Genomic DNA, 24,209 nt, shown 5'->3' with positions numbered 1-24,209 from the left:
AGCTTTCTTTTTGCTTAGCTAAGCTTTGCTCGTTGAAGCTTAATGACGTCGCCGTAGGCGAAAGCTTTATCCCGTTACGAACACAGAATAGGGCAGAAACGTTTCCTACTCTCGATACTCAAGACTACGCTTTTAGATCCCATCATCTTCGCCGAGTAGCGCCTTTGGCAAGGGATTAAGTTGAAGTCTGTTTGAGCAAAGCGAGTTACTTCAACGCCCTTGTGAATGGGGTGAAAGCTTGGCTTTAAACAAAGCATCGCTTTGTAAGCTTGAACACAGGATCTAAGAAGATGCAGGGCAGCCTTTCTTTTGCTTGTAAGCTTTAGCAGTCAAAGCTTATGACGTCGCCGTAGGCGAAAGCTTTATCCCGTTACGAACACAAAATAGGGCAAAAACGTTTCCTACTCTCGATAATCAAGACTGCGCTTTTAAATCCCATCATCTTCGCCGAGTAGCGCCGTTGACAAGCGATGAAGCCGAGCACTGTTTGAGCGCAGCGAGTTGCGCAGGCGCGCTTGGAAACAAGTCGCGCAGGATAAATATAATGTAGGGCGAGCTTTCTTTTTGCTTAGCTAAGCTTTGCTCGTTGAAGCTTAATGACGTCGCCGTCAAGGCGAAATCATCACTAACAACTAAATAAAAAAATAAACGAGGCTGACAGCCCCCAAAACACAACAACCAAAAACACTATTTGGGCCAAAAACCTTTCACCCCTCAATAGTCAAGATTGCGCTTTTCAATCCCTTCATTATCGCCGAGCAACGCGGTTGACAAGCGATAAAGCCGAGCACTGTTTGAGCGCAGCGAGTTGCGCAGGCGCGCTTGGAAACAAGTCGCGCAGGATGAAGATAATGTAGGGTGGCCTTTCTTTTGTGTACTTTTCTTTGGCCAGCAAAGAAAAGTACATCGCCGTCTAGGCGAAAGCTTTTACTATTTAAAAGTATGAAGTCACCGTAGGCGAAATCATCACGACTAAGTCACCTAAATAAACTAAGACGCAGCCTGCCACCACGCCTCCCCTACTACACCTTAAACTCCAATACCCGTGAGCTGAGTTCTTCTGAGGCCACTTGCATCTTACTGTTAATGTTGGAAATAACCGTTGCGCAAGCGGCGATTTGCTGAGTCATCTGATTAGCTTGACTTAGCTCCTCATTCAGCACTTCCATCATCGAACATTGCTGATCGGCAGATTGCGCGACTCTATGGTTAATCTGGTTAATTTGCTCTACCGAGCCTTTAACCAGCTGAATCTGCGACATCACCTCTTGGGTGGTTTGCTTGCTTAACTCGCTGCTCACTAAGGCGTCTTGCATCAAATTATCAATTTGTTTGGAAGAGCCAGAAAACTGTTGCAATAGCTGGTCGATTTGCGCGGTGCAGCTGTGGGTTTTCGACGCGAGGCTGCGCACTTCATCGGCCACCACGGCAAAACCACGCCCAGAGTCTCCGGCGCGCGCGGCTTCGATAGAGGCATTCAAAGCTAGCAAGTTGGTTTGGTCGGCGATTTTTTGAATAGTATCTAAAATGCCGCTAATGCCTTGCGATGCGGTGTCCATCACCTCCATAGAAGAAGAAACTTGCTGGGTTTTATCCACCAGCTGATTCACGCTATGTTCGGCAGACTCGCCTTTTTCAACCGTTTGGCTCACGGTTTCTACTATTTGCTCGGCTAAGTGATTGGCGTCGCTGGTTTGGCTTTGAATCGCTAACGAGGATTGGCGGATCTGTTCAATCGCCTCGCTTAATACTTGGCTTTGCCGCTCGTATTGTGAAACCACCGCCACGTTGCTAGCGTTTTGATTATCCAGTTCGTCACGCTGTTGATTCAGACTAAGGCTAGAGCTGGAAATATTACGGAATAGGCTTTGTAGATTGTCGATAAACTGGTTAATAGAATGGGAGATCTGCCCAACTTCATCACGACGATTGAGTACGATGCGCTGGGTTAAGTCGGCGTTCTTGCCTGAGAGGCTTTCCATTAAATGCTGCAATTTTAGTAAGGGAGCAAATTGCGCCTTTAAACTGAACAAGCTAAATAGCAACATTACTAAGGCACACAATGCCAAATATCTGGTTATGTCTTGGTTAATGCCGGAAATAATCCCATCGGTATAGGCACGATCGATATAAGAATGTAAATACCAGCTGGAATTGGCCACGGTAATCGCGTCGGTTTGCTTGGCTTCCAAGTTGACCTTTACCGTGGAATAGATAGGCTGACCTTGTTGATCTAGTACCTCAAAGTACACTCCGGGAATGCTATAACGCTCTATTAGTTCGCCAATCAAGCTTAAGTCGATAGTGAAAAAGTCCACCACGCCGCTTTTGTATTTAGAAATAATCACTTGGGCGCCCCCTTCAGCCGAACGGGTTTGGGTAACTTTAATCCCTTCAGGGTGGTCTTTAGCTAGGTCGATGTAATATTGGGCTTGCTCGGGCTTCATGCTGCCCTTGTCGCTAAGGGCCTTTTTGTTAATCAACTTCACCACTTGCTCGTAACCGAGCTTTTGCTTGGTATCGCGAATGCCGATAATGCCAAAATCCAAACTCTCAATGACCGAGATATCACGGGCTAAAGACTGTTGGATCTCACTACTAATTAGGCTGACATTTTTCAGCATGCGCTGTTCGTAAGAAACGTTGATATAGTCGCCAATTACGGTTTTTACACTAACATAAGCCGTCACAATTGTTATCAGCAGCGACAGCACAAACAAACTAATAATTTTGCTCTTTAACGAGAGTGATTTCATAGCAGAACCCGACAAAAAGGCTCTTAAAGTGCAGCTTGCCCTAACAAGGGTTAGCCAAATGACGATGTTTTAACTTTAAGAGCAACAAGGAAAGTTCTCCCAAACAGCTTACTGCTTGGGAGAAAGCCAAATCAGAACCTATTGGCTAATTACGCTGGCCGAAACACGGCCAGACTAACAAGCATAGGCTTACCACCATGCTTCCACTTGCACACCGTAGTTAATGGTGTCGTTACTGTTACCGTTGAAGGTATTGTCCTGCTCATTGTCTTTGATGTAAGTAACAAAGAAGCGGATCTCAGGACGCGCGTAGAACGACTCACCAGTAGCCAAAGCATGAGCGAAGGTCACCTTAGTACCGCCAGACTTATCCACAAAACCGCTATCCCAAGTTTTTTCTTGGTTAAAGTAGCCTAGTTCTAACATGGTTTTGTTAAACTCTGACCAAATGTAAGTAGGTCTAGCCACAAAAGAGAACAGTTCTTCATTGTCTAACCAATCACCATGGTCTTCGGCGCGACCGTAAGTTAATACGTGGTGGAAGACAAAGTGCTCACCACCTTTCACTTCACCGGTATTGATTAAACGAAAGCCTTTGGCATCACTAACATCACCGCTCCAAATATCGTACCAGCCACCACCTTGAGAAATGGCGTTTTGCGCGAGGCCTTTATCCATGTATTGCAAGGCGGTTTTGTTCCAACCAATGGCGAAGCTTTGGCTTAGTTCAGCGGTTAACATCAAGCCATTTTTGAAGTTTTCAGTAAGTGGTTCTTGCTCGTCGGTAGGGTTAACCATGGCGTAATCAATACCAAACTCGGTCCAAGCGCCTTGCCATGGGCTATAACCCGCGTAACGTAAATCCAAGTAGTAGGTATTTAAGTCACCAAAGTTAGTTTCGTTGCCTTGGTCATCCCATACTGAAAGAGGGCTATCTGCACGGATCACCGCGGCTGAAATAGCCCCGGTTTTTAATTTCATGTTTTCAATACCCACACCGTAACCCGAGATGTTCCAGTATTTGGTATCGATGATGTGTAAGTCATGGCGTTGGTAGAAACGTTTACCCGCCCACACCACCGCATCGGGTAGCGCAGAGATGTAACCTTTAGCTTGAATATTCAGCTGTTTAATGCCGAAGTTAGCATTGTCTCTAGAGGTAGATTCAGACTCTAGGTTACCATCTGAAGACATTTCAAACATACTTTCAAAGTACATTGAACGTCCATCTTTGTTAAACAATTCTTGGCCTAAACCAATCTCCGAATAAGTGTCAAACTCGTTACCCAAACGGCCTAGAGTGGTTTTATTGAACTCATCGCCACTTTGAGTGCCACCTCCGTCAGCGCTGGCACCTAAACCAGAGCGAACATAGCCTGTGAAATCAACCGCAAACGCTTGGGCTGATAGCAAAGAACCTAAAATGGCAACAGAGAGTATTGTCTTCTTCATGTTATATCCCTTTTGTTTTTTTCCTAGTTATTGTTGTGGGTAAGCACCACCAATCACTGGTTTTAGGCAACACTTACCCGTGAAGCGAAATTCGCCTCATGTCTTCATGTAGTAGGGGGGCCAAGCTAAGTATTTAGCTTGGCCGGGTTACTTAGCTTGTCGCATCACACTTACCTGATAGGCTTGCAATTGAAGTAGTGGTTCCACTGTCTCAGTACTATCGAGCTTCAACCAAGTTCCGGCTGGGCAAGGCATTTGCTGTTGCTGTTGAGTGAAATTCATCACAAACAGATAACGGTAAGCCTCATCTTCTCGCACCGTTACAGAAAGCCCTGCAGGTAACTCATCCACCCAGCGATTCACGCCATGCTGCGCCGCGATTTGCTGGTAGAACTGCAGGTTAAAATCAAGTTCGGTACGTGCTGCGATGTAGTAGGCGCAACCTTTACCCACGCGGTTTTTAGTCAGCATGGGTGAGCCGCTGAACATATCTGAGCTGTAATGCGCCAAGGCTTCGGCGCCTTCCAAATGAATATGTTCCATAAGGTGTTTGGCCTGAAACTCACCGCTAATGGCTAAAGGCGAATTGGCGTCCATCACAAAAGACACACGTTCGTGCTCATAAAGCGAGTCGATTTCTTCTGCCCAAATACCCAAAGTGCGGCGCAGTGGACTACCCTCTCCCCCTGGGAATCCACCCAAGAAGCACAGGTCTGATTCATCAACAATGCCGCTCCAATAGCTCACCACTAGCGTGCCACCCTGTTCAACAAAGGCGGCTAAACGTTCGGCTACGCCGGGTTTAATCAGATAAAGCATCGGCGCAACCAGCACCTTGTAGGGGCTAAAATCGCAAAGCTGCTCGATGATGTCGCAGTTGATCCCTTGCTGCCAAAAGCCACGGTAATGGTCGCAAACGGTTTGCTCGTAGAACATGCCTTGGTTACGCGGTCCTGAGGCGTCGTCTAGCGCCCAGCGGTTTTCCCAATCAAAGATCACCGCCACTTCTGCTGGCGTTTGGCTACCGGCGAGTTCTTGGATTTGTTGCAAGTACTCACCCACCGCACTCACTTCTCGGCCAATTCGAGTATCAACATGGCCAACGTGATCGACCACCGCGCCGTGGAATTTCTCCACCGAGCCGCGGCTCTTGCGCCATTGGAAGTACTGTACCGAATCCGAACCATGCGCCACCGCCTGTAGTGACGACAATACATGCATGCCGTCTTTCTTCAGCTTGGTAATTGGCTGCCAGTTAGTTTGACTAGGCGTCGATTCCATTAATAAGAAAGGCTGTTGCTTTAAACTTCTCATTAAGTCGTGGTACATCGCGATATAACACCCTGTGGCCACGTCATCTTGCTCGCCATGCCATAGTGGATAACTGTCCCACGAAATTACATCAATGGTTTTGGCCAATTCCCAGTAGTTGTAATCGTAAAAATACTCCATGAAATTGGCGGTAGTGGGCAGTGCCGGATTGAGTTCTTTTAAGGGTGCGATTTCGTGACGGCAGAAGTCACTGACCCGCTGGGTACAAAAACGCTTCCAATCCAACTTCAGCCCATGCACTGAGTTTTCACCAATCGGAGAAGGTGACTCAATCTGCGCCCAGTCGCTGTAGTTGTGGCTCCAAAAGGTAGTCCACCACTGCTTATTCAGTGCATCTAAACTGCCGTACTTGTCTTTTAACCAGCCACGAAAGGCGTCTTGGCAGTAATCACAGTGGCAGTCGCCACCGTATTCATTTGATACATGCCAACCAATCACCGCCGGATGCTGGCTATAACGCTCGGCCAGCTTACGGTTGATAATTGCTACCTTTTCGCGATAGTTAGGCGAGCTATAACAATGGTTATGGCGTTCGCCATGTAAGTGCTTAGCTCGCTCACTATTCACTCGCAGTACATCGGGGTAGCGCTGCGATAACCACGCAGGACGGGCACCACTTGGCGTAGCCAAAAATACATCGATGTTATGGCTGGCTAATCGTTCTAATACCTGATCCAACCAGTCAAACTGAAACTCTCCCTCGCTGGGCTCTAACATGGCCCAGCTAAAGATCCCCACCGACATCACATTGCAGCGGGTTTGCTTCATTAACTCGATGTCTTTTTCTAAAATATCGGGCCTATCCAACCACTGTTCGGGGTTATAGTCGGCCCCATGCAATAGTCCCTTCACCTTAGGCAAGATGCCTTGTTTACTGCTCATTACTGTCCCTTAAATACTTCTAGTGAGGGTAAGGCATTGCCTTGAAAATCAAATAGCGCTTGGTTTTCCCAAGAGTTACCCATGTCCCACTTATCACCGCTGTAGTCCATACCCGCTTCGGTAGACCAAGTAGCACCATCAATCGGTAACCACGCTGGCTCCCAGTAGTAGATGCCTAAACCTTGTTGATTGGGTAGTTCGTTAAGTAAGGTCATGATATCGGCGAGGTATTGGGCTTGGCCATTTACCGAAATTTCATAACCCTCGATGGGCGTGGTTTCAGAATAGGCATTACCTAAAGCATCACCATTTTCACTGGTGAAAGGGAAAGAGGTTTCCACCAAGACAATTGGCTTGTTATAGCGCGCTATAACATCTTCCATATTGGCTTTTACTTTATCCATGGGGCCGTGCCACCATGGGTAATAAGACATGCCAATTACATCGTAATCGACATTCTGTTTAGTGATTTCATCAAACCACCAGCGGAACAAACCGTTGTCACCGGCTTCGGCCAAGTGCAGCATAATCTGAATATCTTTACCGCTGTCGTTATCGTGAACCGCTTGGATACCGGCTTTTAGCAGCAAACCGAGGCGGTCAAACTCTTTACCGTCTTGGCCCCAGCTTTTTCCATCTGGCCATAACATGCCGCCATTTAGCTCGTTACCCACTTGTACCATGTCTGGCACGACTCCAGCGGCCTTATGCGCTTGCATCACTTCAGCGGTATAGTCGTAAACCTTTTGAGTGAGGTTCTCAAAGGTGAGTTGATCCCACTCTTTAGGTTTTTGCTGCTTCTTAGGATCAGCCCAAAAGTCACTGTAATGGATATCTAATAGGAAGCTCATGCCATTTTCTTGAGCGCGTTTACCCAACTCAATTGACTTGGCTAAATCGCTGTTACCGCCACCAAATGCATCGCCGTTGGCTGCGGCTGGATCCACCCATAAACGAGCACGAACCGAGTTAACGCCGTTATCTTTTAGAATTTTTAATAGGTCTTGCTCACTACCTGCTTGGTAGTACTTGCCGCCTAGGTCTTCAATAACCGGCAACATTGAGATATCCATGCCACGAATAAAGTCAGCGCGTAAGCTGGGGGCAACAATGGTGTAGTCTTCGTTTTTATTTAAGGTAGTAGCAGACTGACAGCCAGTAAGAGCCACTGCCGCAGCAATCACTGCGAGCTTAAATGTTGTTTTCATGTTGTTCCTTCCTTTGATTAGCCTTTGGTACTACCCGCAGTTAAGCCGGAGACAAAGTATTTCTGTAGTGATAAATAAAGCAGCGCAACCGGGATCGAAATCAGTACCGCGCCTGCCGCGTAGGTGGTGTAACTCGCCCCCATTTTTTCCACTACCAAGTTGTACAAACCGATTGGCAGTGTGTAGTTTTCGGGGCTACGTAAAATAGTGGTAGCAAGGATGAAATCGCCTAGTGGTCCGGTGAAGGAGAACAAGGCTACCACCGCAATAATGGGTTTAGAGATAGGTAAAATAATCTCTAAAAAGATCCGAATATTGCTGGCACCGTCCATTTTTGCTGATTCGTCTAAATCTTTTGGAATGGCATCTAAATAGCCCTTCATCAGATAGGTATTCATCGGGATCATGCCGCCCACGTACACCAAGACTAAAGCCAAGTGGCTATTAATTAATCCCAGCATCTGTGCCAAGACAAAGATCGCAATCAAGGCCGAAAACTGTGGGATCATCTGTAATAGCAAAAACAGCATCAAACCATTTTTTCTGCCTTTAAAACGAAACCGTGAAAAGGCATACGAGGTACAAGACACACTGATTAACGTTAATACCATGGTGAGAAAGCTGATTTTTAGGCTATTCCAAAACCAGGTTAGATAAGCGACTCGATCATTGGCGAACAGCGTCGCGTAATGACTCAAGGTCGGATTCTCGGGGAAAATGGATTCCCCCATAATGCTGTTACCAGGGTAAAAAGACGCGCCTACCGTCCATACCAAGGGGTAAATAATAATCACCGATACCAGCGCAATCAGCGCATAACTCAGGCTTAGGCGAATACGATTACTGCGTTTAATACTCATATTCTTAGCGCGCCTCTTCTTTAAATGACTTAGTCATACGGAACTGCCATAGGGCGATGCCTACTACCACAATGGACAACAGCAAGGTGATAGCCGAGGCAATACCGTATTGCGATGACGACATGGTGAGTTTGTAGATCCACGACACCAAAATGTCGGTACCACCGGCATTGCTACCTATCACCGCCGGCCCGCCGTTGTTAAACAGATAAATAATGTTGAAATTATTAAAGTTAAAGGTGTATTGAGTAATCAAAATCGGAGCAATTGAATACAATACCAAAGGCAGCGTAATGGTTTTAAGCTGCTGGAACTTACTGGCGCCATCCATGGTGGCCGCTTCGTAAAGATCGTTGGGAATGGCTTGCAGCACACCGGTAGTCATGGCAAACACAAAGGGAAAGCCCAACCAAGTTTGAATCATAATTAAGGCGACTTTGGTCCAGAATGGATCGGTTAACCAAGCCTTAGGCTCAATACCGAAGAAGTCCAAAATCACATTGTTAATGACCCCAAAGCTGTCGTTGAACATACCGGTAAAGATCAGAATGGTCACGAAGCCGGGAACCGCCCAGGGTAAAATAAAGATGGTGCGGATCAGAGACTTACCTTTTAAGTCTTTCTGATTAACTAAAATCGCTAACAATACACCCACGGTACATTGCAGGGTTGAGGCCAATAAGGTCCACACCACGGTCCACTGCAATACATCGAAGAAAGTATTACGCCACAGGTTGACCTGGAAAATATTAAAGAAGTTTTTCAGGCCTATCCAATCCACCAATTTGGCAGGAGGAGAGTTATATAAATTGTAATTGGTAAAGCCAATGGCAAAACCAAAGATGATGGGAAATACCACCACAAACACCAGCAAAATGAATCCGGGACTAATCATTAAATAAGGGAAGCCCGCATTAATCACATTGCGATATTGCACTCGTAAAGAATTAAGCTCTCGGCCTTCATCCAACAACTTACCGTTTTTATAGGCGTCGTTAATGCTTAATAGATAAATAACCAAGCCAAACAACATCACCAGCGCGGCAATAATGCCTTCAGCGAGTAGGAACACTGAATTATCTTCGGGAAGAGTCTCTCCCAAGGTAGTGAGTCCCCACATACCGTGAGCAATAAAATCACGACTCACTCCGTAGAAACTGACAAGCAAAACCAGAAAAATCACGCCTTTGACAAACTGCCGGTTATAAAACTGGCCAAAGCCGGGTATAAACGCTAGCGCGGTGGCAGTCACGCGATGCGAGCGATATAAGCCGCTATCTTGCTCTAGGCGTTTAGTCATGTCAGACATCTTTTACAACTCCATTTTGGAAAACATTCGGTTAGATACCAGCCACTAGAGCTGGTATCACTCACCGAACTTACTGCTACACGCCTATAAGCCCATCATTGCGTGGTTGGCTTCAATTTGCATGCTGATACTCTCTACCGCTGCATCTAAAGCACCTTTAGCATCTTGCTTATCGGTAGCAATGAGCTGCAGAGCACTGTTGGCTGGGCCCCATACTTCGTTCATTTCTGGGATCGAAGGCATAGAGGTAGCGTGCACCGATTGCAAGGCAACAGCGCGCGCACCTGGGTCGTTTTTAATCACAGGGTCATTCACCAAGGCAGCTACCGCTGGTACTTCACCGGTCAGTTCAAAACGACGCTTAGCGTTATCAAAGTTATTAATAAATTCAATAAACTGCTGTGCTAACTGTTTGTTTTTAGAGAAAGTAGAAATGCTGTAGCTCTTCACGCCCATGAACGAGCCCATTGGCTCACCCGATGGCAATTTAGGCAGAGGAGCTACCCCGTAGTTAACACCAGCTTCTTTATAAGGCTGTAATGCCCAAGGCCCAGTTTGCACAATTGCGGCTTTGTTGGCGGTAAATAGGGAATCAATGGCATTTAAACCGTTATTACCAATAATACCGGTGGGGAAAGCGCCCGATGTGTAAAACTTTTGAATAAACTTAGCGCCTTCAACCGCGCCATCGGTGTTTAATAGTACTTTGTTAGGGTTGTAAGAGCCGTCGTCGTTTTTCGCAAATACGTCGCCGCCCATACCTTTTAAGATGCCGTAGCTGTAGTAAATTTCATCCCACTTAGCTAATAAACCATATTTATCTTGCTCACGGAATTTAAGTGATAAGTCATAAATTTCATCTAAGGTTTCTGGCAATTCATCAATTAGGTCTTTGTTGTAGACCATGAACACCGTTTCAACGGATTTAGGTAAACCGTATAAGGTGCCGTTGTAAGTTAAGGCATCAATCGATGATTGGCTGAAAGTATTCACTACAGCCGCTTCGGATTGAATCGGGGCCAACAAACCTTGAATCACTGCACCGCCAATTTGGTCGTGTGGAATCAAAATAACATCGGGTCCGGTGCCAGCGGGGCCATCCATGCGTAACGATTCAACCTGTCCGCCATAAGGCATTTCTAATACTTCAACTTTCACATCATGCTGTTTTTCAAACGCGGCAACCGCTTCCTCATTCCCGAAAGACTTCTGAATATCTTCCCACACTAGCAAAGATTGTTGGGCCAATGCCATGGGTGAACACACTAATGCCATCGCTGCAGAAATTGCACTGATATTTTTACTAAATTTATTGATTCCCATAAAATTTCACGCCTTGTGTTTTGGTAAAAATAAAATTTGTGGTGCAAATATGCGCCGATATGGTATTTTTTCCATACAACTTAATCATTGATGTGATCAAAATCACTGAAAACGATGAGCATTGTGACGAACGAATCAGGCGGGAAATAAAATTTACTAAAAATAAATGAGGTTTGTCACACAATATTTACTTTTTTTTATCATAAGGAAATTTAGATGTCTTCTATTCAACTAGCTAATATCGTCAAGCGCTTTGACGACACCCAAACCATTCATGATGTTAACTTGTCCATCGAAGAAGGGGAGTTTGTGGTGTTTGTCGGCCCATCTGGTTGTGGTAAATCTACTCTGCTACGAATGATTGCCGGGCTTGAAGAAATCAGTGGTGGCAACATTTCCATCGCTGGCAAAGTGGTTAACGATACGCCGCCTTCAGAGCGCGGTGTCGCCATGGTCTTTCAATCCTATGCTCTCTACCCACACATGACCGTGGCAGAGAACATGAGCTATTCGCTTAAAGTGAACAAGGTGCCAGTAGAAGAACGAGAGAAAAAAATTAAGTTGGTCGCTAAGGCGCTGCAATTAGAGCACTTGCTTGACCGTAAACCGGCGCAGTTATCGGGTGGCCAACGTCAGCGGGTCGCCATTGGCCGTGCTATTGTGCGCGACCCTAAAGTATTCTTATTTGATGAACCGCTTTCTAACCTTGATGCTGAGCTACGTGTAGACATGCGTTTGCATATTGCTAAGCTGCACCAAGAACTTAAATCAACCATGATTTACGTGACTCACGACCAAGTAGAAGCGATGACGCTGGCCGATAAAATTGTGGTACTTAGAGATGGACGCATCGAGCAAGTGGGTTCGCCAATGGAGCTGTACCATCAACCTAAAAACAAGTTTGTGGCGGGCTTTATCGGATCTCCTAAAATGAACTTTTTAGCCTGTAACGTTAGCGCCTGGGATGAGCTAAGCCTAACGGTCAAGCTGGAATCGGGTCATGAAATGATACTGCCAATTCAAATTAGCCAACAGGCGGTTGGTGAGTCTCTAACACTGGGAGTACGCCCCGAACACCTGGCCACCGAAACCAATAGTTTAGCACTTGATTTCCAATGTGAAGTGGTGGAACGACTAGGCGGAATGACCTATGTATTTGGCCAGTGTCATGGCATTGATAACTTCAAATATCTCAATCACGGAGATACCGAAGTTAAGCCGGGACAGTCAATTTCTCTATACACCAGTGCCGATCAATTGCAAATATTTGATCCTAAAGGCGATGCGCTTTCATTTACTTGCGTAAACTTAAGCCATTAAAATAGCGGGGCTAAAGAGCAGCAATTCTCTTTAGCCGTCGTCAATCACTCTCTAACGATGACTTAACAGTAGGTATAACTTGGCCACACTCAAAGATATTGCACGACACGCGAATATTTCGACTTCTACGATTTCGAGGTTTCTGAATGAAGACCCGACCTTAAGCATTAGTGAGCACAAAAAAAAGGCCATTCTTGAAGCCGTTGAGTCGCTGGCTTATCAGTCGCCCAAACGCAGTAAAAAGCAATTCACTCAGGCGAAGGTGGCCGAGCCCAGACCGAGTGAATCGCCACTGCAGCGTCAAGAGCTGCTAATCGTTAACTTTTTAACCCCCACTCAAGAGATTGACGACCCTTATTTCACCTCGATACGCGCCGGTATTCAAAATCGTAGTTTACAAAAAAACATCAACTTACAAGTGCTTCATCTCGACCAAATTGATAATAATTTGGAACTGATTCGGCAGTCACCAGCGGTGGTCGCGGTAGGTCATTTCAGCGCTAAGGCAACCCACACATTGTATACCACTAACCCCAACCTAATTTTTGTGGATACCAACCCACTGGGGGCTAAAACTGATGCAGTATTAATTGACCGTTTCGCCCTAGCCTACGACTTAATGCAACATGTGGTGGCTAGCGGTTGTCAAAGACCGGCTTTTATTGGCAATAATGAAGCCCGCTTACATGCCTTTCAACAGGTCACCAAAGCTCATGGTTTATATCATGATGAATTGTGTAAAGTGAGCAAAGAATATTGTATTGAATCCGGCTACCAAGCCACCAAAGAGATGCTGCAACTCAAGGCCTTACCCGATGTGGTGTATGCTGCCACCGACATGGTGGCGATAGGTGTTTATCGCGCCATTTATGAGCACGGTTTATCTATTCCTGACGACATTCAAGTGATTGGCACCAACGATATTGCCTCGGCTCGTCACATGAGCCCCAGCCTCACCACCATGCGTTTGTTTCCTTTTGAAATGGGCGAAGCGGCCATCGATATGTTTATTGAGAAAATCGAAGGTAGAAAACACACCAAAACAATTTATTTTGGCCACGAGTTTATTTGGCGAGATAGTTTTCCGAAACGCTAGTGAGCTTTGGCTAGCGCCCTCTCCCTCAGGCTGACATTTTTCTGAGTACAAGCGCGATCACCGCCGCTTTTTAACAGTAAATTTACCAAGCTAATACTTTTAATCCTCACAATTCACCAAATTAAAACATATCAAATGCGCAATTTTTGATATCCCACCCGCTACTTCCACTATCCGCTGATATATTTTTCGCTGGCAACATCGGAATGCCAAACAAATTATTAAGGGATAAAATCAAAATGCTAAAAATCATTAATATGCTGCTCCTGTTAGTGGGCTTTACAGTTAGCAGCTACTCACACGCCTTAGTTAAAGGGGCTGACATTAGTTGGATAACCCAAATGGAAGACAGTGGTTATGAATTTTATAACGACTGGGGATACCGCCAAGATGTGCTATCGATTTTACGCGACCATGGCATGAGTGCGGTTCGCTTGAGAGTGTGGGTTAACCCTAGCAATGGCTACTATAACTCGTTGAATGATGTGATTATTAAAGCCCAGTGGGCGAAAGCTGCCAACATGGATGTGATGATAGATTTTCACTACAGCGATACTTGGGCCGATCCTGCCAACCAAAGCAAACCCGCCGCATGGGCTTCACTTAACTTTGAGCAGTTGATGGGGCAAGTATGGTCTTATACTAAAACCTCACTAGAAGCGCTGAAAAACGCCGGAATTACTCCTAAATGGATCCAAATTGGCAATGAAACCAATAACGGCATGCTGTGGTATGAAGGAATGGCTTCCAATAATATGCGCAACTATGCTTGGCTCTTTAACAGTGGTCGTAATGCTGCAAAAGAGGTCTTTCCAAACGCTAAAGTGATTATCCATCTGGCTAACTGCCACGACAACGCCAACTTTCGCTGGATCCTCGACGGCTTACAAAGCAACAGCGCTTGGTGGGACGTTATCGGGGCCTCTTCTTACCCAACCAACGCTACCGGGCTAACTTGGCAACAAGCTAACCAACAATGCCTTGGCAATTTAAATGACTTAGTTAATCGCTATGGCAGCGAAGTGATGATCAGCGAAATTGGTGTGCCTTGGGATCACCCTGAAGCCAAAACCATTGTTGCCGATATGATTAGTAAAGTACGTCAAGTTAATCGCAACAAAGGATTGGGAATATTCTATTGGGAGCCACAGGCATACAGTTGGCAGGGTTATACTCTAGGTGCTTGGAACCCTTACACCAGAAAACCGACTTCAACACTTGATGCCTTTCTAGAATAGAGCCCCAACTACTTCACAACTGCGCCATCTAGACTCTCGCTTACACCTATTTTACCTGTAATAACTTAGTCATAATAAATGATGGCGCCACACCGACAAGTCGTGGAACCCAAACAACAACTTTGGTATAACAGGCAACACGCACCTAAGGTGGGTTTGGCCACCATCGCTAAATTCGATGGCAATGGCTTTGCCCGTACCTTAACTTACCGTCACTGCACGCGAGCAGTGAACACGCAATAAGGGATCAATATGGCTAGAACAGTATTTTGCCAACGTTTGAAAAAAGAAGCCGAAGGGCTCGATTTCCAACTTATTCCAGGAGAACTTGGCAAACGGGTTTTTGATAACATCAGTAAAGAAGCTTGGGCTGAGTGGCAAAAAAAACAAACCATGTTTATCAATGAAAAGAAACTTAACCTGATGAACCAAGAAGACCGAGAACTGCTGCAAGCCGAAATGGTGAAATACCTATTTGAAGACGGCGAGGTCGACATCGAAGGCTACACTCCCCCCGCCAAATAAACATAGTTACCCAGCCAGTGAAGCGGGCATTAGCTTTGCTCACTGGCTAAGCTTGCCAAGCCTGGTTTTTGTCAACATGCTTAATCTGCCCATTTGTCTTAACCAAGCACTCAAGGTTGATCCATTTCGGGAAATACCGCCGCTTATTCCATAGTTACGCCACTTCGCGCTAATTGTTTTTCTGTTATGCTAAGTACTTCAACTGGTTAGGGACGAATCATTGGTGGCTTGGAAAATCCTCAGTATTATTGCCCCCTTAGTATTGATTGTGATGCTGGGGCTGTTTTATGGCCGTAAGCACCGCCCCGATATTAGCGCGGCCAATCGTATGAATATGGATATTTTTTGCCCTGCATTAATCTTTTCCGTATTAGCCGATACCCACTTAGAATTTAGCCATTATAGTCAATTAATGATTGCCGCCATTTGGGTGGTATTAGGCTCGGGTTTACTGTTACTCCCCTTGGTTAAACTCTATCGGCTTAATCCCCGCACCTTCCTTCCGCCAATGATGTTCAATAATGCGGGAAACCTAGGGCTGCCACTGATCATTCTGGCCTTTGGTGAAAGCGCGATGCCAATTGCGGTGATCCTATTTATAGTGGAAATGCTGCTGCACTTTTCCGTGGGTTTATACTTCATCGATCCCAAAGCCAAAATTCACACTAGCCTACGTATTCCGGTTATTGTGGCCGCAATTTTAGGGATTGTGTGGGGTAGCTTAGCTCTACCCTTGCCAACGCTGCTGGCAACACCCATCGATATGCTGGGACAAATTTCAATCCCGCTTATGCTATTTACTCTTGGAGTACGCTTAATTGATGTTGATTTAAAAGATTGGAAAGTGGGCTTAATTGGTGCGATAGCCTGCCCGCTTAGCGGCTTGGTTTGTGCTACTTTGGCGTTGTGGTTACTGCCTTTACCAGCCACTCAGCAAGCCAGTTTGATCTTATTTGCGGCTCTACCGCCCGCCGTTTTAAACTTCATAATTGCCGAGCAATATCAACTCGAGCCCCAGCGCGTTGCCTCAATTGTAATGTTAGGTAACATCGCCAGCCTGCTATTCATCCCCTTAGCACTAATATGGGTTTTACCTTCAAGCTAAGTGACAAAAAACACAGTAATTACTAATAATATTGCACTTTTATCGTAAACCTGAGTAAGTCCACTATATTTATTTATAGTAAATAGACAGATGGATTAGACAATGAAAATAAGAACAAAATTTCTATTGTTGTTACTCGCCGGGGTGGTACTACCGGTACTGATCGTTTCCATTATTACCATCTTAAATGTCAGAGAAAATGCCAAACTTAACTTTGAACATCGCAGCGGTGCAGAGTTGGGTCACATCGACACCACCTTCTCAATATATTTAAATGGCTTAGCTGAAGATGCTCGTTTCTTGGCTAATGCATCGGCTATCAAACAGCTCGATCATTCCGTAACAACCTATATAGATAAACCCAGCCAAATGATGCGTACCGATAGCATCGGTGGAGTTGAGCAACAAGCCTTTGAATTGATGAGCCAGTTTGGCGAAGCTCGACCAGATCTGGCCTATGTATACTTGGGCATGGATCATGGCGGCTACATTCAGTGGCCACTAGGTAACAACGCCGCCAACTATGATCCCCGTAAGCGCCCTTGGTATCCGCAATCGATTGATGCTCGCTCTCCTATACGAGTTGCCGCTTATCAAGACATCACTACCAAGGCCCCGCTACTCGATTACTTAATGCGTTTTGAAGGACAAAATGGTGCCTACGGTACCGTTGGCGTAGATGTGACCCTAAACAAGCTGACCGAGCTGATTAAGAAAGTAAAATTTGGTCAGCAGGGCTACGTCATCATGATTGAGGATACTGGCAATATTCTAGCCGACCCTTCCAATCAAGATAACCTATTTAAGGCGCTTAGTGAGGTGGGGACTTATCAAGAGGTGAACAATGCGTCCACCGGACTCCATCAAATTGAAATGAATGGCCAAACTTGGTTAGCCAATGTGTATCTCTCTCCCGAACTCAATTGGCGCTTTATCGGCTTTATGCCCACCGGCGAAGTGTATCAAGAGGCCAACTCTTTAATAACATTGATCTTGGGCGTTGCAGTGATAATGGTCTTGCTATTCTTGGCCATCGGTTACGCCTTAATGAATGTAATAACCAAACCGATGCTCACCATCACCGAAGGTTTAGAGGGCATAGCTTCTGGCGAGGGCGACCTTACCCAACGGCTCAATATTCAAGCTAAAGACGAATCGGGACAAATGGCCAGCGCCTTCAACCGCTTTGTTGAGTCCATCAGTGTGTTAGTGGGGCGCATCAAAGAAAACAGTCAACAAGTAGACAAATCAGCGATACACGCCAATGACTTATCTAGCAAAATGAAGCACATTGCCGAGAGTCAACTGGCGGCGGTAGAGCAAGTCTCTACAGCCTTCCACGAAATGGTGGCCACCTCTAACGAGGTGGCGTCCAACTGTAGCCAAGCAGCTTCCAGTGCCGATGACAGCCAACACCAAGTGGAAGAAGGGCATCAATTAATTCAAGATACCGTACAGGCGGTGAGCTTACTAGAAGCCACTTTAAACGACTCCAATCAGGCCATGGATGCACTTTCTCAACAGTCGGCCAATATTACGGTGATACTCGATACTATTCGTGGCATCGCCGAACAAACCAACCTGTTAGCGTTAAATGCGGCGATTGAAGCGGCTCGCGCCGGTGAGCAGGGCCGTGGCTTTGCGGTGGTAGCCGACGAGGTGAGAACCCTAGCTGGGCGCACCGCCGAATCAACCGAAGAAATCGACAAATTACTCACCAACCTGCGCCAACAAACTGGCAATGTGGCACAAAAACTCTCTAGCAGCATCGAGCATTCAAGCACTACGGTTAACGCAACCCAGCAAACCAGCACGGTGTTTCAAGCTATCTTGCAATCGGTATTAACCATTCGCGATATGACCACCCAAATTGCGGCTTCAGCTGAAGAGCAACACTTGGTGGCTGAGGAGATTAACCGCAATATTACCGATATACACGATGGATCTAGCCAAGCTAATGAGGTATCACAACAATTAGAACTCAGCGCCAGCCAATTAAACGAGCTAGCCTCTGGGTTACAAGCTATGGTTTCTCGTTTCAAAACTAACTAAGTCACAGTAAGCAAGTAATCCAGTCAGCCAAGCGGGCTGGATTACTGCACAATAGTGACGCTTCCGCATCCACCAAGGACTATTCAGACGCTGCCACAAAGCGAGTAATTCGCTTCAATTTAGCAAACCTCTTATAACCCAACAGCAAACAAGAACAGCTGAATAAGAAGGGAAGGAAAACGATGGCGGCAGTCAAATAACGAGGACGAGAATCAAATAAATTTATGTACAGCAAGCTGGCTGTAGCCACCACAAAAAAGCCGCTTAGCAAATACCAAAATGCCGCCACGGCCCGCATGCCCATAGTGTATTCAGGGTAAAAGCGCACGCCCTTAGTTTGGTTAGTGTAAGCATAAGCAACAAAAACGCCGCTTTTAAGATCGGCCTCACCACTTAGCTCTAGAGAGTCACCTTGGCTAATTACCCAGGGCTCCCCCACGACTAAACGAACTACTTTATTTTGCTTCTCGCTGTTTAGTTCAATAGTCACTTCGGTTCGAGAGATCGCTTGCAAGTGACTGACTACACCAGATATTTTTTCCATTTACATCTCTTCATTATTTACAGATAGTTTCAGCAAAACAGGATAAGCATGAAGCTAAATCAATCCAGCACTGTTAAGATTTAGCTTCCATGACACTTAGCCTGCTCCCTACAATAGTTTATAAAAGTAGGCCGTCGCATCCAGTTGGCCATTTGAGCTACGCGCAAACTGTGGAATTTGCCCCGCTTGTTGATAGCCAATAGCGCTATATAAGGATGAAGCGACATCCCCAACACGTGTATCTAGTACCAATAACGACAAACCCATATCAGCGGCGCAGCGCTCCATACGCGCCATTAATAACTTACTCAGGCCCTTACCGCGTTGGCTGGTATTTACCATGAGTTTTTCAATCTCTCCTCGATGACTTGCATTGGCTTTCGTCGATAAAGACAGTTGCACACAGCCCACCACTTGCTCTTGCTCAAGAGCAATAAACAATTTTCTGGTTCCGGCCTGAATCTCGGCTTCGACACTTTGCCAATAGGCTGCCACCTCTTGCAGATTGGCTGGGCTTAAAAAACCTAATGAAGCGCCACTGTCAATGGCATCGGCCAACAGAGCATGTAGTTGCAGGGCCACACTTGAAGTGGACTGAAGCTGTTTAATTTCCACTGAGTTCTCCATAACTTAAGTTTCCCGCCCAACAGGTTATTTAAATCGCAATGCCTTGGTTCATTCCAAACAAAGCTTGCACCCGAGTCTCTACTAGCTCGCCATTAAAAGTGACAAGTAGTAGGCAAGAGCGGCTTGACTGCGAACATCCAATTAATTCTCCGGTACGGTTCCAGATACTGCTATTGCCGCAGGTTGCCCAACCACCAGTCGTTGAAATGTGATTACTGAGCAATACTGAAAACTGCTGTTTGGCTGCTATTTCAGACAATATCTTGGCATCGTCGATAAATCCAGAACCCGATATTAAAGCACTCACCAGGTAGATATCGGCCCCCTTATGACGAGCCTTAAGAGAATGTTCCGGGGCGGCAAAATCGGCGCATATAGCCAGAGCAATGCGTTGTCCTTTTAGGCTAAACAAATAATCTTGATGACCCGGCGAACAATACTGTTGTTCACCCGAATGCAGATATTGTTTGGCATAGAACTCGACCTTACCATCTGAAAAACAAATCACCGCACCAATCATTGGTTTAGCCCCGGCTTTACTGCGCAGTGGACAACCGGCTATCAGCATGACCTTATGCTGCACCGCAGCGGCGGATAGCGCCGCAAAATTATCGGCCTGCTCTGCCACTGCCAATTGTTCTGCCATTTCCAGCTCATAACCGCTCAAAGAAAGCTCTGGAAAAACCACCAGATCGGCACCCTGTGATGCTGCTTGAGCAATGGCATTAAGGTGAATGGCTAAGTTTGCGCTCAGATCGCCTTTAACAACTGGGAGCTGAGCCAAGCTAATGGTGAGTGACTTACTCACGGATTTTCCTTGTTTGTTGGCACCACATGGCCAAAGGCCTTAAGCTATTCAAAAATTTGATAATGGCGAACCACATTTTGGCTAATTGCCCCCCAAAGTGAAGCCTGCACTCGCTGCTGATGTTGCTCAAAAGCCGCCTTATCCACAAACTCTTCATACACATCGAAACGCAGCGAATTACCGGGGTGTTCGGTGACCGAGAAACAGATACAACCGGGCTCTGCTCGGCTTAATTGCACATGCTTGGGCAAGGCCGCTTTAACCCTTGGCAAGTCCTCTTCAGGCACCAAGATAAATCCCTTTAGGATAACTTTGCTCATGTCCATCCTAGGCGCACAAGGGCGCCATATTATATTGATTTAACTTGTCCTGACTCAGCACAAAGTCGCTAAGTCTTTTAGACTAACGGTTTTCCAAACGGCTGTAGTCAAGGATCCCTGAACTAACCGGCTCGGCTTGTAAATAACGCTGATGTAAACGGTCACTATAAGGCCAGAAAGCCGCATTGGTGCGACGCACCCCATAGTTTTGCATGAAGTCTTGGTAATCGCCTTCATTCTTGGCCTGCAATAGCTGCTGCTCTAGCTGAGCTAAATCTGCTTGCTTCACTTGCCAGAATGCGCCGGGATAAGCCCCCACTAAACCGGGTAGCAAAGACAAATAGTCTTGGTCAGGCAAACGGTTATCTTTCTCTAAAAACAAGCTGGAGATGTTGCTGTGAGCGTTATGCCGCAATAGCGTGTAATAGCGCGATGTGGCTGTTTCTGGCTGGTCGACTTGAATGAAGGTCACCTGAGGTAACAGCTTCACTGCACCTCCTTGCCAAGCCTCAATGTGTTGAGCAAAGCTCATTACTTCAGCCGGATCTTGGAGAGCATCTAGTTGATATTTATGGCTAAGTACCGGTGCCACTTTGTCATGCAGCATCTTATAAAACTGCGATTTGGCCGGGCGGTCCGAGTCAAACTTAATTGCGCTTTTAAAGAAAGCTTCTTGAGGGCGCGACTCAACAAATTTGACGATGCTTTTATCTGCACCCACATACCAACTGCGCAATTCATCGTAACGCTCTTGCGCTGGCAAGAACGAAGCAAAACTAAACTCCCCTTCCATACGCAAAAAGTCCATATACATGCGAGTCACTAATTGATGGCCTAAGTTTCCGTAGGGGTCAAAGCCTGCCACCAACAGATAATGGATGCGTTCAAACAAAGGGTAATCAATAACCCATGCCGTTTTAGGTTCGCGACCTACTAGGCCCTTAACCACGCTGGCACTATCAAAATGGCGAAAAATCGTTAGCGCGGCATTGTCGTTGTTACCCTCTCCATCCCAGAGTAAATCTAGATTAAGCTTACCGCCGTCTTGATTTATCCATTCTCGAACAACGCCGATTCTAGCGTTAATGTAATTTTCGTAACGCTTGGAGTAATCCAACCAAGTACGGATTGGCAATACATTGCTTTGCTCAACCGTTGGCATTCTCATATGTTCACTTTGCTCAGCCAAAAACTGAGCTTCTTTTTCTTCATAGGTATTATCGGGATTGGTGAAAAACACCCAGAAATGATCTTGAATCACATTCAGCGCCACCTGTCCTCTGCATACAGGCCCTTTCATAAAGCCCATAATAAAGGTTTCCGCATCGTCCAATAAAAAGCGGTAACGCGAGTTCAGTGGTAAATCAAGATAGGCAACAAAGGGATTACCCGCGACCTTCGGCTCATAGCTAGGCAGGCTATCGACCTGAATGTCATCGGCCAAGAACCAGCGAGTCCAACGCTCTGCTCTTGCCTTATCTAAACGGTAAGGAATATGGGTTTTTACCACGATACTCTCGCGCTCTGGTGCTAAGCGGTAATACACCCGCTCTACTCCAGGGTTATCGTAAGGACGACGCGTGGAAATTTCATCAATCGGTTGGCCCGAAGGGGTACGCGAACGCACCAACTTGAAAAAGGCTGGGCGAGTATGGCTGTCTTCGGCAAAGTATAAATGGGTGATATACAAATGCTCATAGATGTAACGCGCCATCAATTGCTGCTTCAAGCTATCACCATTTAGGAAAGCTTCCCACTGCTCCACCTGAGCTTGCATTTGTTGGTGTAATTTCAAGCTATCAGCCATCGGCGCACCTTTGGCCAGCCAAGCAGTGAGCGTATCAAACTCTTCATCGCTTAAAGGCGGCAAACCATAAGGCATACCCCATTCTGGATGCGAAGCCTGAACTTTGGCATAACCTTCAATCCCCACACATTGCTGGGCACGGTCTAAAGAAAAGTCGTAAGCATTCGGGTCAAGAATCGCTTCACCGGTTTCACCATGAGTGCGTTTTTGTTGTAAGGCTTGGTACATCAGGCCCGCTTCGCGGTTGGCCTGTTCAGTTTGAGCGCGCTCGTTCAACACCGGTACAAAGCCCTTTTGCCGCCACATCTGGGTCGATTTAGCATCGGTATATAAACGGGTGGTGGGGTCGGCGGTGAGACGGGCAGCGTTATATACTCGCGCGGTGGTCACGCCTCGGTCAATCCCCGCAGCCGAAGTTAACTTCAATTGGCAAGGGGCGTCATAACAGGCATGACACATCACACAACGTTGGTCGAGGATCGGTTTTACTTCATCGATAAATTCAGCGGCTGGGGGATAATCTTCTGAATAGATACGGGTTTGCACGCTGGCTTCACCAAAACGCTGGTCAAATTGATTAATCAAAATGGTGGAACAGCCAGCCACAAACAGTAAAACCCAAAATACAGCAAAGCGTCTAATCATATCTTTTCCTTGATTATTTACAGCACTGGCTAGGCCAGCCTATTTCTGCGCAAGTATAACCGAACACTCACCAGCCAATCACCGCTAAACCAAAAATAAACGCGAAAAATCCACAAACAACTTGACACACAAATGATAACAATTATCATTTGCATGTGGAATTTAACAAGAGGAAAAACTCATGCTTAAAACAATCACTTTCGCCAGCATGCATTTTAGCATTGCCTTTTTGGTGACTTGGTTATTAACTGGCGACATTATGATTGGCGGTTTAGTGGCCATCGTTGAACCCACCATTAACAGCATCGCCTACTTCTTCCATGAAAAAGCCTGGTTAAAGTGGGGCTGGCACGTCGCCCATTAATTTAAGGAGTCACAGAATGTTAGACCAACAACGCGTTAATACCATGGATATTCATATGCTGGTGAGTATTGTTAATATGCAGATCCGCAATGACTTTTCCACGTTGACAGAGCTTTGCCAGTTTTACGAGTTAGACCAACAACAACTGCTACAGCGCATGGCCGCAGCGGGTTACCAACTACAAAACCAACAACAATTTACCGCAGCTTAAGTGCTTAAGCAGCCAATAAGCCACGGCCAAAGACTTGTTAGTTAAGCTTTAAACGCTTTGCTTATCAGACTGAATGACGCTATATACGCGATAAGCAAATACCAAAAAATAAACCTCTAGCAATTGCCCCGCTACCCGATTAATAAATAGCCAAAACTCTGCCGCCTGATGGGCCAATAAAAAGCGATGAATGCCCCACACTGGCACCATGGTTAGCCCTGCCACCACAATCACCCCCGCCAAAAGCTGCCATTTTAAAGGTTCGGTTTGTCGCCAACTATTACTAATGGCCTGAATCGGCGGTGTTTTATTCATCACACAATCAATGTCTGCTACCAGCAAGCGGCTGGCAATCACCAGACCGGGAAAAATGAAAAAGCTTAAGCCCAGCATCACTAAGCAAAAACTCATGGCAATTAACAAAA

At 46.1% G+C, this 24,209-nt stretch carries 21 protein-coding genes; 8 read left to right on the top strand and 13 right to left on the bottom strand.

Going from position 1 to position 24,209, the window contains the following annotated elements; genetic code table 11:
• Positions 1-1,022: 1,022 nt before the first annotated feature.
• The 7 genes from ACQY6Q_RS07130 to ACQY6Q_RS07100 all read right to left on the bottom strand — a co-directional run bounded on the left by ACQY6Q_RS07130 (position 1,023) and on the right by ACQY6Q_RS07100 (position 11,122).
• Positions 1,023-2,756: a methyl-accepting chemotaxis protein gene (locus tag ACQY6Q_RS07130; RefSeq protein WP_427979578.1), complete on the bottom strand. Its 1,734-nt coding sequence runs from the start codon at positions 2,754-2,756 to the stop codon at positions 1,023-1,025.
• Between the two features lie 189 nt (positions 2,757-2,945).
• Complete coding sequence (locus tag ACQY6Q_RS07125) at positions 2,946-4,208, bottom strand: maltoporin (protein WP_427979575.1); 1,263 nt, start codon at positions 4,206-4,208, stop codon at positions 2,946-2,948.
• Between the two features lie 147 nt (positions 4,209-4,355).
• Positions 4,356-6,422 carry a beta-galactosidase gene (locus ACQY6Q_RS07120; protein ID WP_427979572.1) on the bottom strand — a complete coding sequence of 689 codons (2,067 nt, stop codon included), beginning with the start codon at positions 6,420-6,422 and terminating at the stop codon, positions 4,356-4,358.
• Positions 6,422-7,630, bottom strand: a complete 1,209-nt coding sequence (locus ACQY6Q_RS07115; RefSeq protein ID WP_427979569.1) for a glycoside hydrolase family 53 protein — start codon at positions 7,628-7,630, stop codon at positions 6,422-6,424. The genes ACQY6Q_RS07120 and ACQY6Q_RS07115 overlap by 1 nt, the downstream gene beginning before the upstream one ends.
• 17 nt (positions 7,631-7,647) lie before the next feature.
• A complete protein-coding gene (locus tag ACQY6Q_RS07110; RefSeq protein WP_427979566.1) occupies positions 7,648-8,490 on the bottom strand; it encodes a sugar ABC transporter permease in 843 nt (280 codons plus the stop codon).
• A gap of 4 nt (positions 8,491-8,494) precedes the next feature.
• Positions 8,495-9,799: an ABC transporter permease subunit gene (locus ACQY6Q_RS07105; RefSeq protein ID WP_427979564.1), complete on the bottom strand. Its 1,305-nt coding sequence runs from the start codon at positions 9,797-9,799 to the stop codon at positions 8,495-8,497.
• A gap of 84 nt (positions 9,800-9,883) precedes the next feature.
• Positions 9,884-11,122: an extracellular solute-binding protein gene (locus ACQY6Q_RS07100; protein WP_427979562.1), complete on the bottom strand. Its 1,239-nt coding sequence runs from the start codon at positions 11,120-11,122 to the stop codon at positions 9,884-9,886.
• 216 nt (positions 11,123-11,338) lie between these two features.
• On the opposite strand from ACQY6Q_RS07100, the gene ACQY6Q_RS07095 reads away from it, so the two are divergent.
• The 6 genes from ACQY6Q_RS07095 (at position 11,339) to ACQY6Q_RS07070 (ending at position 18,458) form a co-directional block, all read left to right on the top strand.
• Positions 11,339-12,442, top strand: a complete 1,104-nt coding sequence (locus ACQY6Q_RS07095) for an ABC transporter ATP-binding protein (RefSeq protein WP_427979560.1) — start codon at positions 11,339-11,341, stop codon at positions 12,440-12,442.
• Between the two features lie 79 nt (positions 12,443-12,521).
• A complete protein-coding gene (locus ACQY6Q_RS07090; RefSeq protein ID WP_427979558.1) occupies positions 12,522-13,538 on the top strand; it encodes a LacI family DNA-binding transcriptional regulator in 1,017 nt (338 codons plus the stop codon).
• A gap of 239 nt (positions 13,539-13,777) precedes the next feature.
• The gene (locus tag ACQY6Q_RS07085) at positions 13,778-14,776 is read left to right on the top strand and encodes a glycoside hydrolase family 53 protein (RefSeq protein ID WP_427979555.1); all 999 of its coding nucleotides are present in this window, start codon (positions 13,778-13,780) and stop codon (positions 14,774-14,776) included.
• A gap of 252 nt (positions 14,777-15,028) precedes the next feature.
• Entirely contained in the window at positions 15,029-15,301 is a 273-nt protein-coding gene (locus ACQY6Q_RS07080) for an oxidative damage protection protein (protein ID WP_427979553.1), read from the top strand.
• A 223-nt stretch (positions 15,302-15,524) separates the two neighbouring features.
• On the top strand, positions 15,525-16,406 hold the full coding sequence (locus ACQY6Q_RS07075; RefSeq protein WP_427979551.1) for an AEC family transporter: 882 nt from the start codon (positions 15,525-15,527) through the stop codon (positions 16,404-16,406).
• A gap of 102 nt (positions 16,407-16,508) precedes the next feature.
• Positions 16,509-18,458, top strand: coding sequence for a methyl-accepting chemotaxis protein (locus ACQY6Q_RS07070; RefSeq protein ID WP_427979548.1), 1,950 nt, complete (start codon positions 16,509-16,511; stop codon positions 18,456-18,458).
• A 79-nt stretch (positions 18,459-18,537) separates the two neighbouring features.
• Here the strand turns inward: ACQY6Q_RS07070 and ACQY6Q_RS07065 are convergent, their stop codons facing one another.
• The 5 genes from ACQY6Q_RS07065 to ACQY6Q_RS07045 form a co-directional block, all read right to left on the bottom strand.
• Positions 18,538-19,002: a hypothetical protein gene (locus ACQY6Q_RS07065; protein WP_427979546.1), complete on the bottom strand. Its 465-nt coding sequence runs from the start codon at positions 19,000-19,002 to the stop codon at positions 18,538-18,540.
• Between the two features lie 108 nt (positions 19,003-19,110).
• Positions 19,111-19,617: an N-acetyltransferase family protein gene (locus ACQY6Q_RS07060; protein WP_427979544.1), complete on the bottom strand. Its 507-nt coding sequence runs from the start codon at positions 19,615-19,617 to the stop codon at positions 19,111-19,113.
• Positions 19,618-19,657: 40 nt separating this feature from the next.
• The gene (locus tag ACQY6Q_RS07055; RefSeq protein WP_427979541.1) at positions 19,658-20,437 is read right to left on the bottom strand and encodes a carbon-nitrogen hydrolase family protein; all 780 of its coding nucleotides are present in this window, start codon (positions 20,435-20,437) and stop codon (positions 19,658-19,660) included.
• A 44-nt stretch (positions 20,438-20,481) separates the two neighbouring features.
• Complete coding sequence (locus tag ACQY6Q_RS07050; RefSeq protein WP_427979539.1) at positions 20,482-20,757, bottom strand: putative quinol monooxygenase; 276 nt, start codon at positions 20,755-20,757, stop codon at positions 20,482-20,484.
• Positions 20,758-20,839: 82 nt separating this feature from the next.
• Complete coding sequence (locus ACQY6Q_RS07045) at positions 20,840-23,209, bottom strand: fatty acid cis/trans isomerase (protein ID WP_427979536.1); 2,370 nt, start codon at positions 23,207-23,209, stop codon at positions 20,840-20,842.
• A 181-nt stretch (positions 23,210-23,390) separates the two neighbouring features.
• Between ACQY6Q_RS07045 and ACQY6Q_RS07040 the strand changes: the two genes are divergently transcribed.
• Together ACQY6Q_RS07040 and ACQY6Q_RS07035 are read left to right on the top strand one after the other, a co-directional pair.
• On the top strand, positions 23,391-23,573 hold the full coding sequence (locus tag ACQY6Q_RS07040; protein WP_427979534.1) for a DUF2061 domain-containing protein: 183 nt from the start codon (positions 23,391-23,393) through the stop codon (positions 23,571-23,573).
• A 16-nt stretch (positions 23,574-23,589) separates the two neighbouring features.
• Complete coding sequence (locus tag ACQY6Q_RS07035) at positions 23,590-23,784, top strand: DUF4250 domain-containing protein (RefSeq protein WP_427979532.1); 195 nt, start codon at positions 23,590-23,592, stop codon at positions 23,782-23,784.
• A 48-nt stretch (positions 23,785-23,832) separates the two neighbouring features.
• Here the strand turns inward: ACQY6Q_RS07035 and ACQY6Q_RS07030 are convergent.
• Positions 23,833-24,209: hypothetical protein (locus ACQY6Q_RS07030; RefSeq protein WP_427979530.1), on the bottom strand; the 377-nt coding region annotated here is incomplete at its 5' end.

The organism is Agarivorans sp., from assembly GCF_050295395.1.
Classification (GTDB): domain Bacteria; phylum Pseudomonadota; class Gammaproteobacteria; order Enterobacterales; family Celerinatantimonadaceae; genus Agarivorans.
This window is presented reverse-complemented; position numbering and strand designations above follow the sequence as displayed.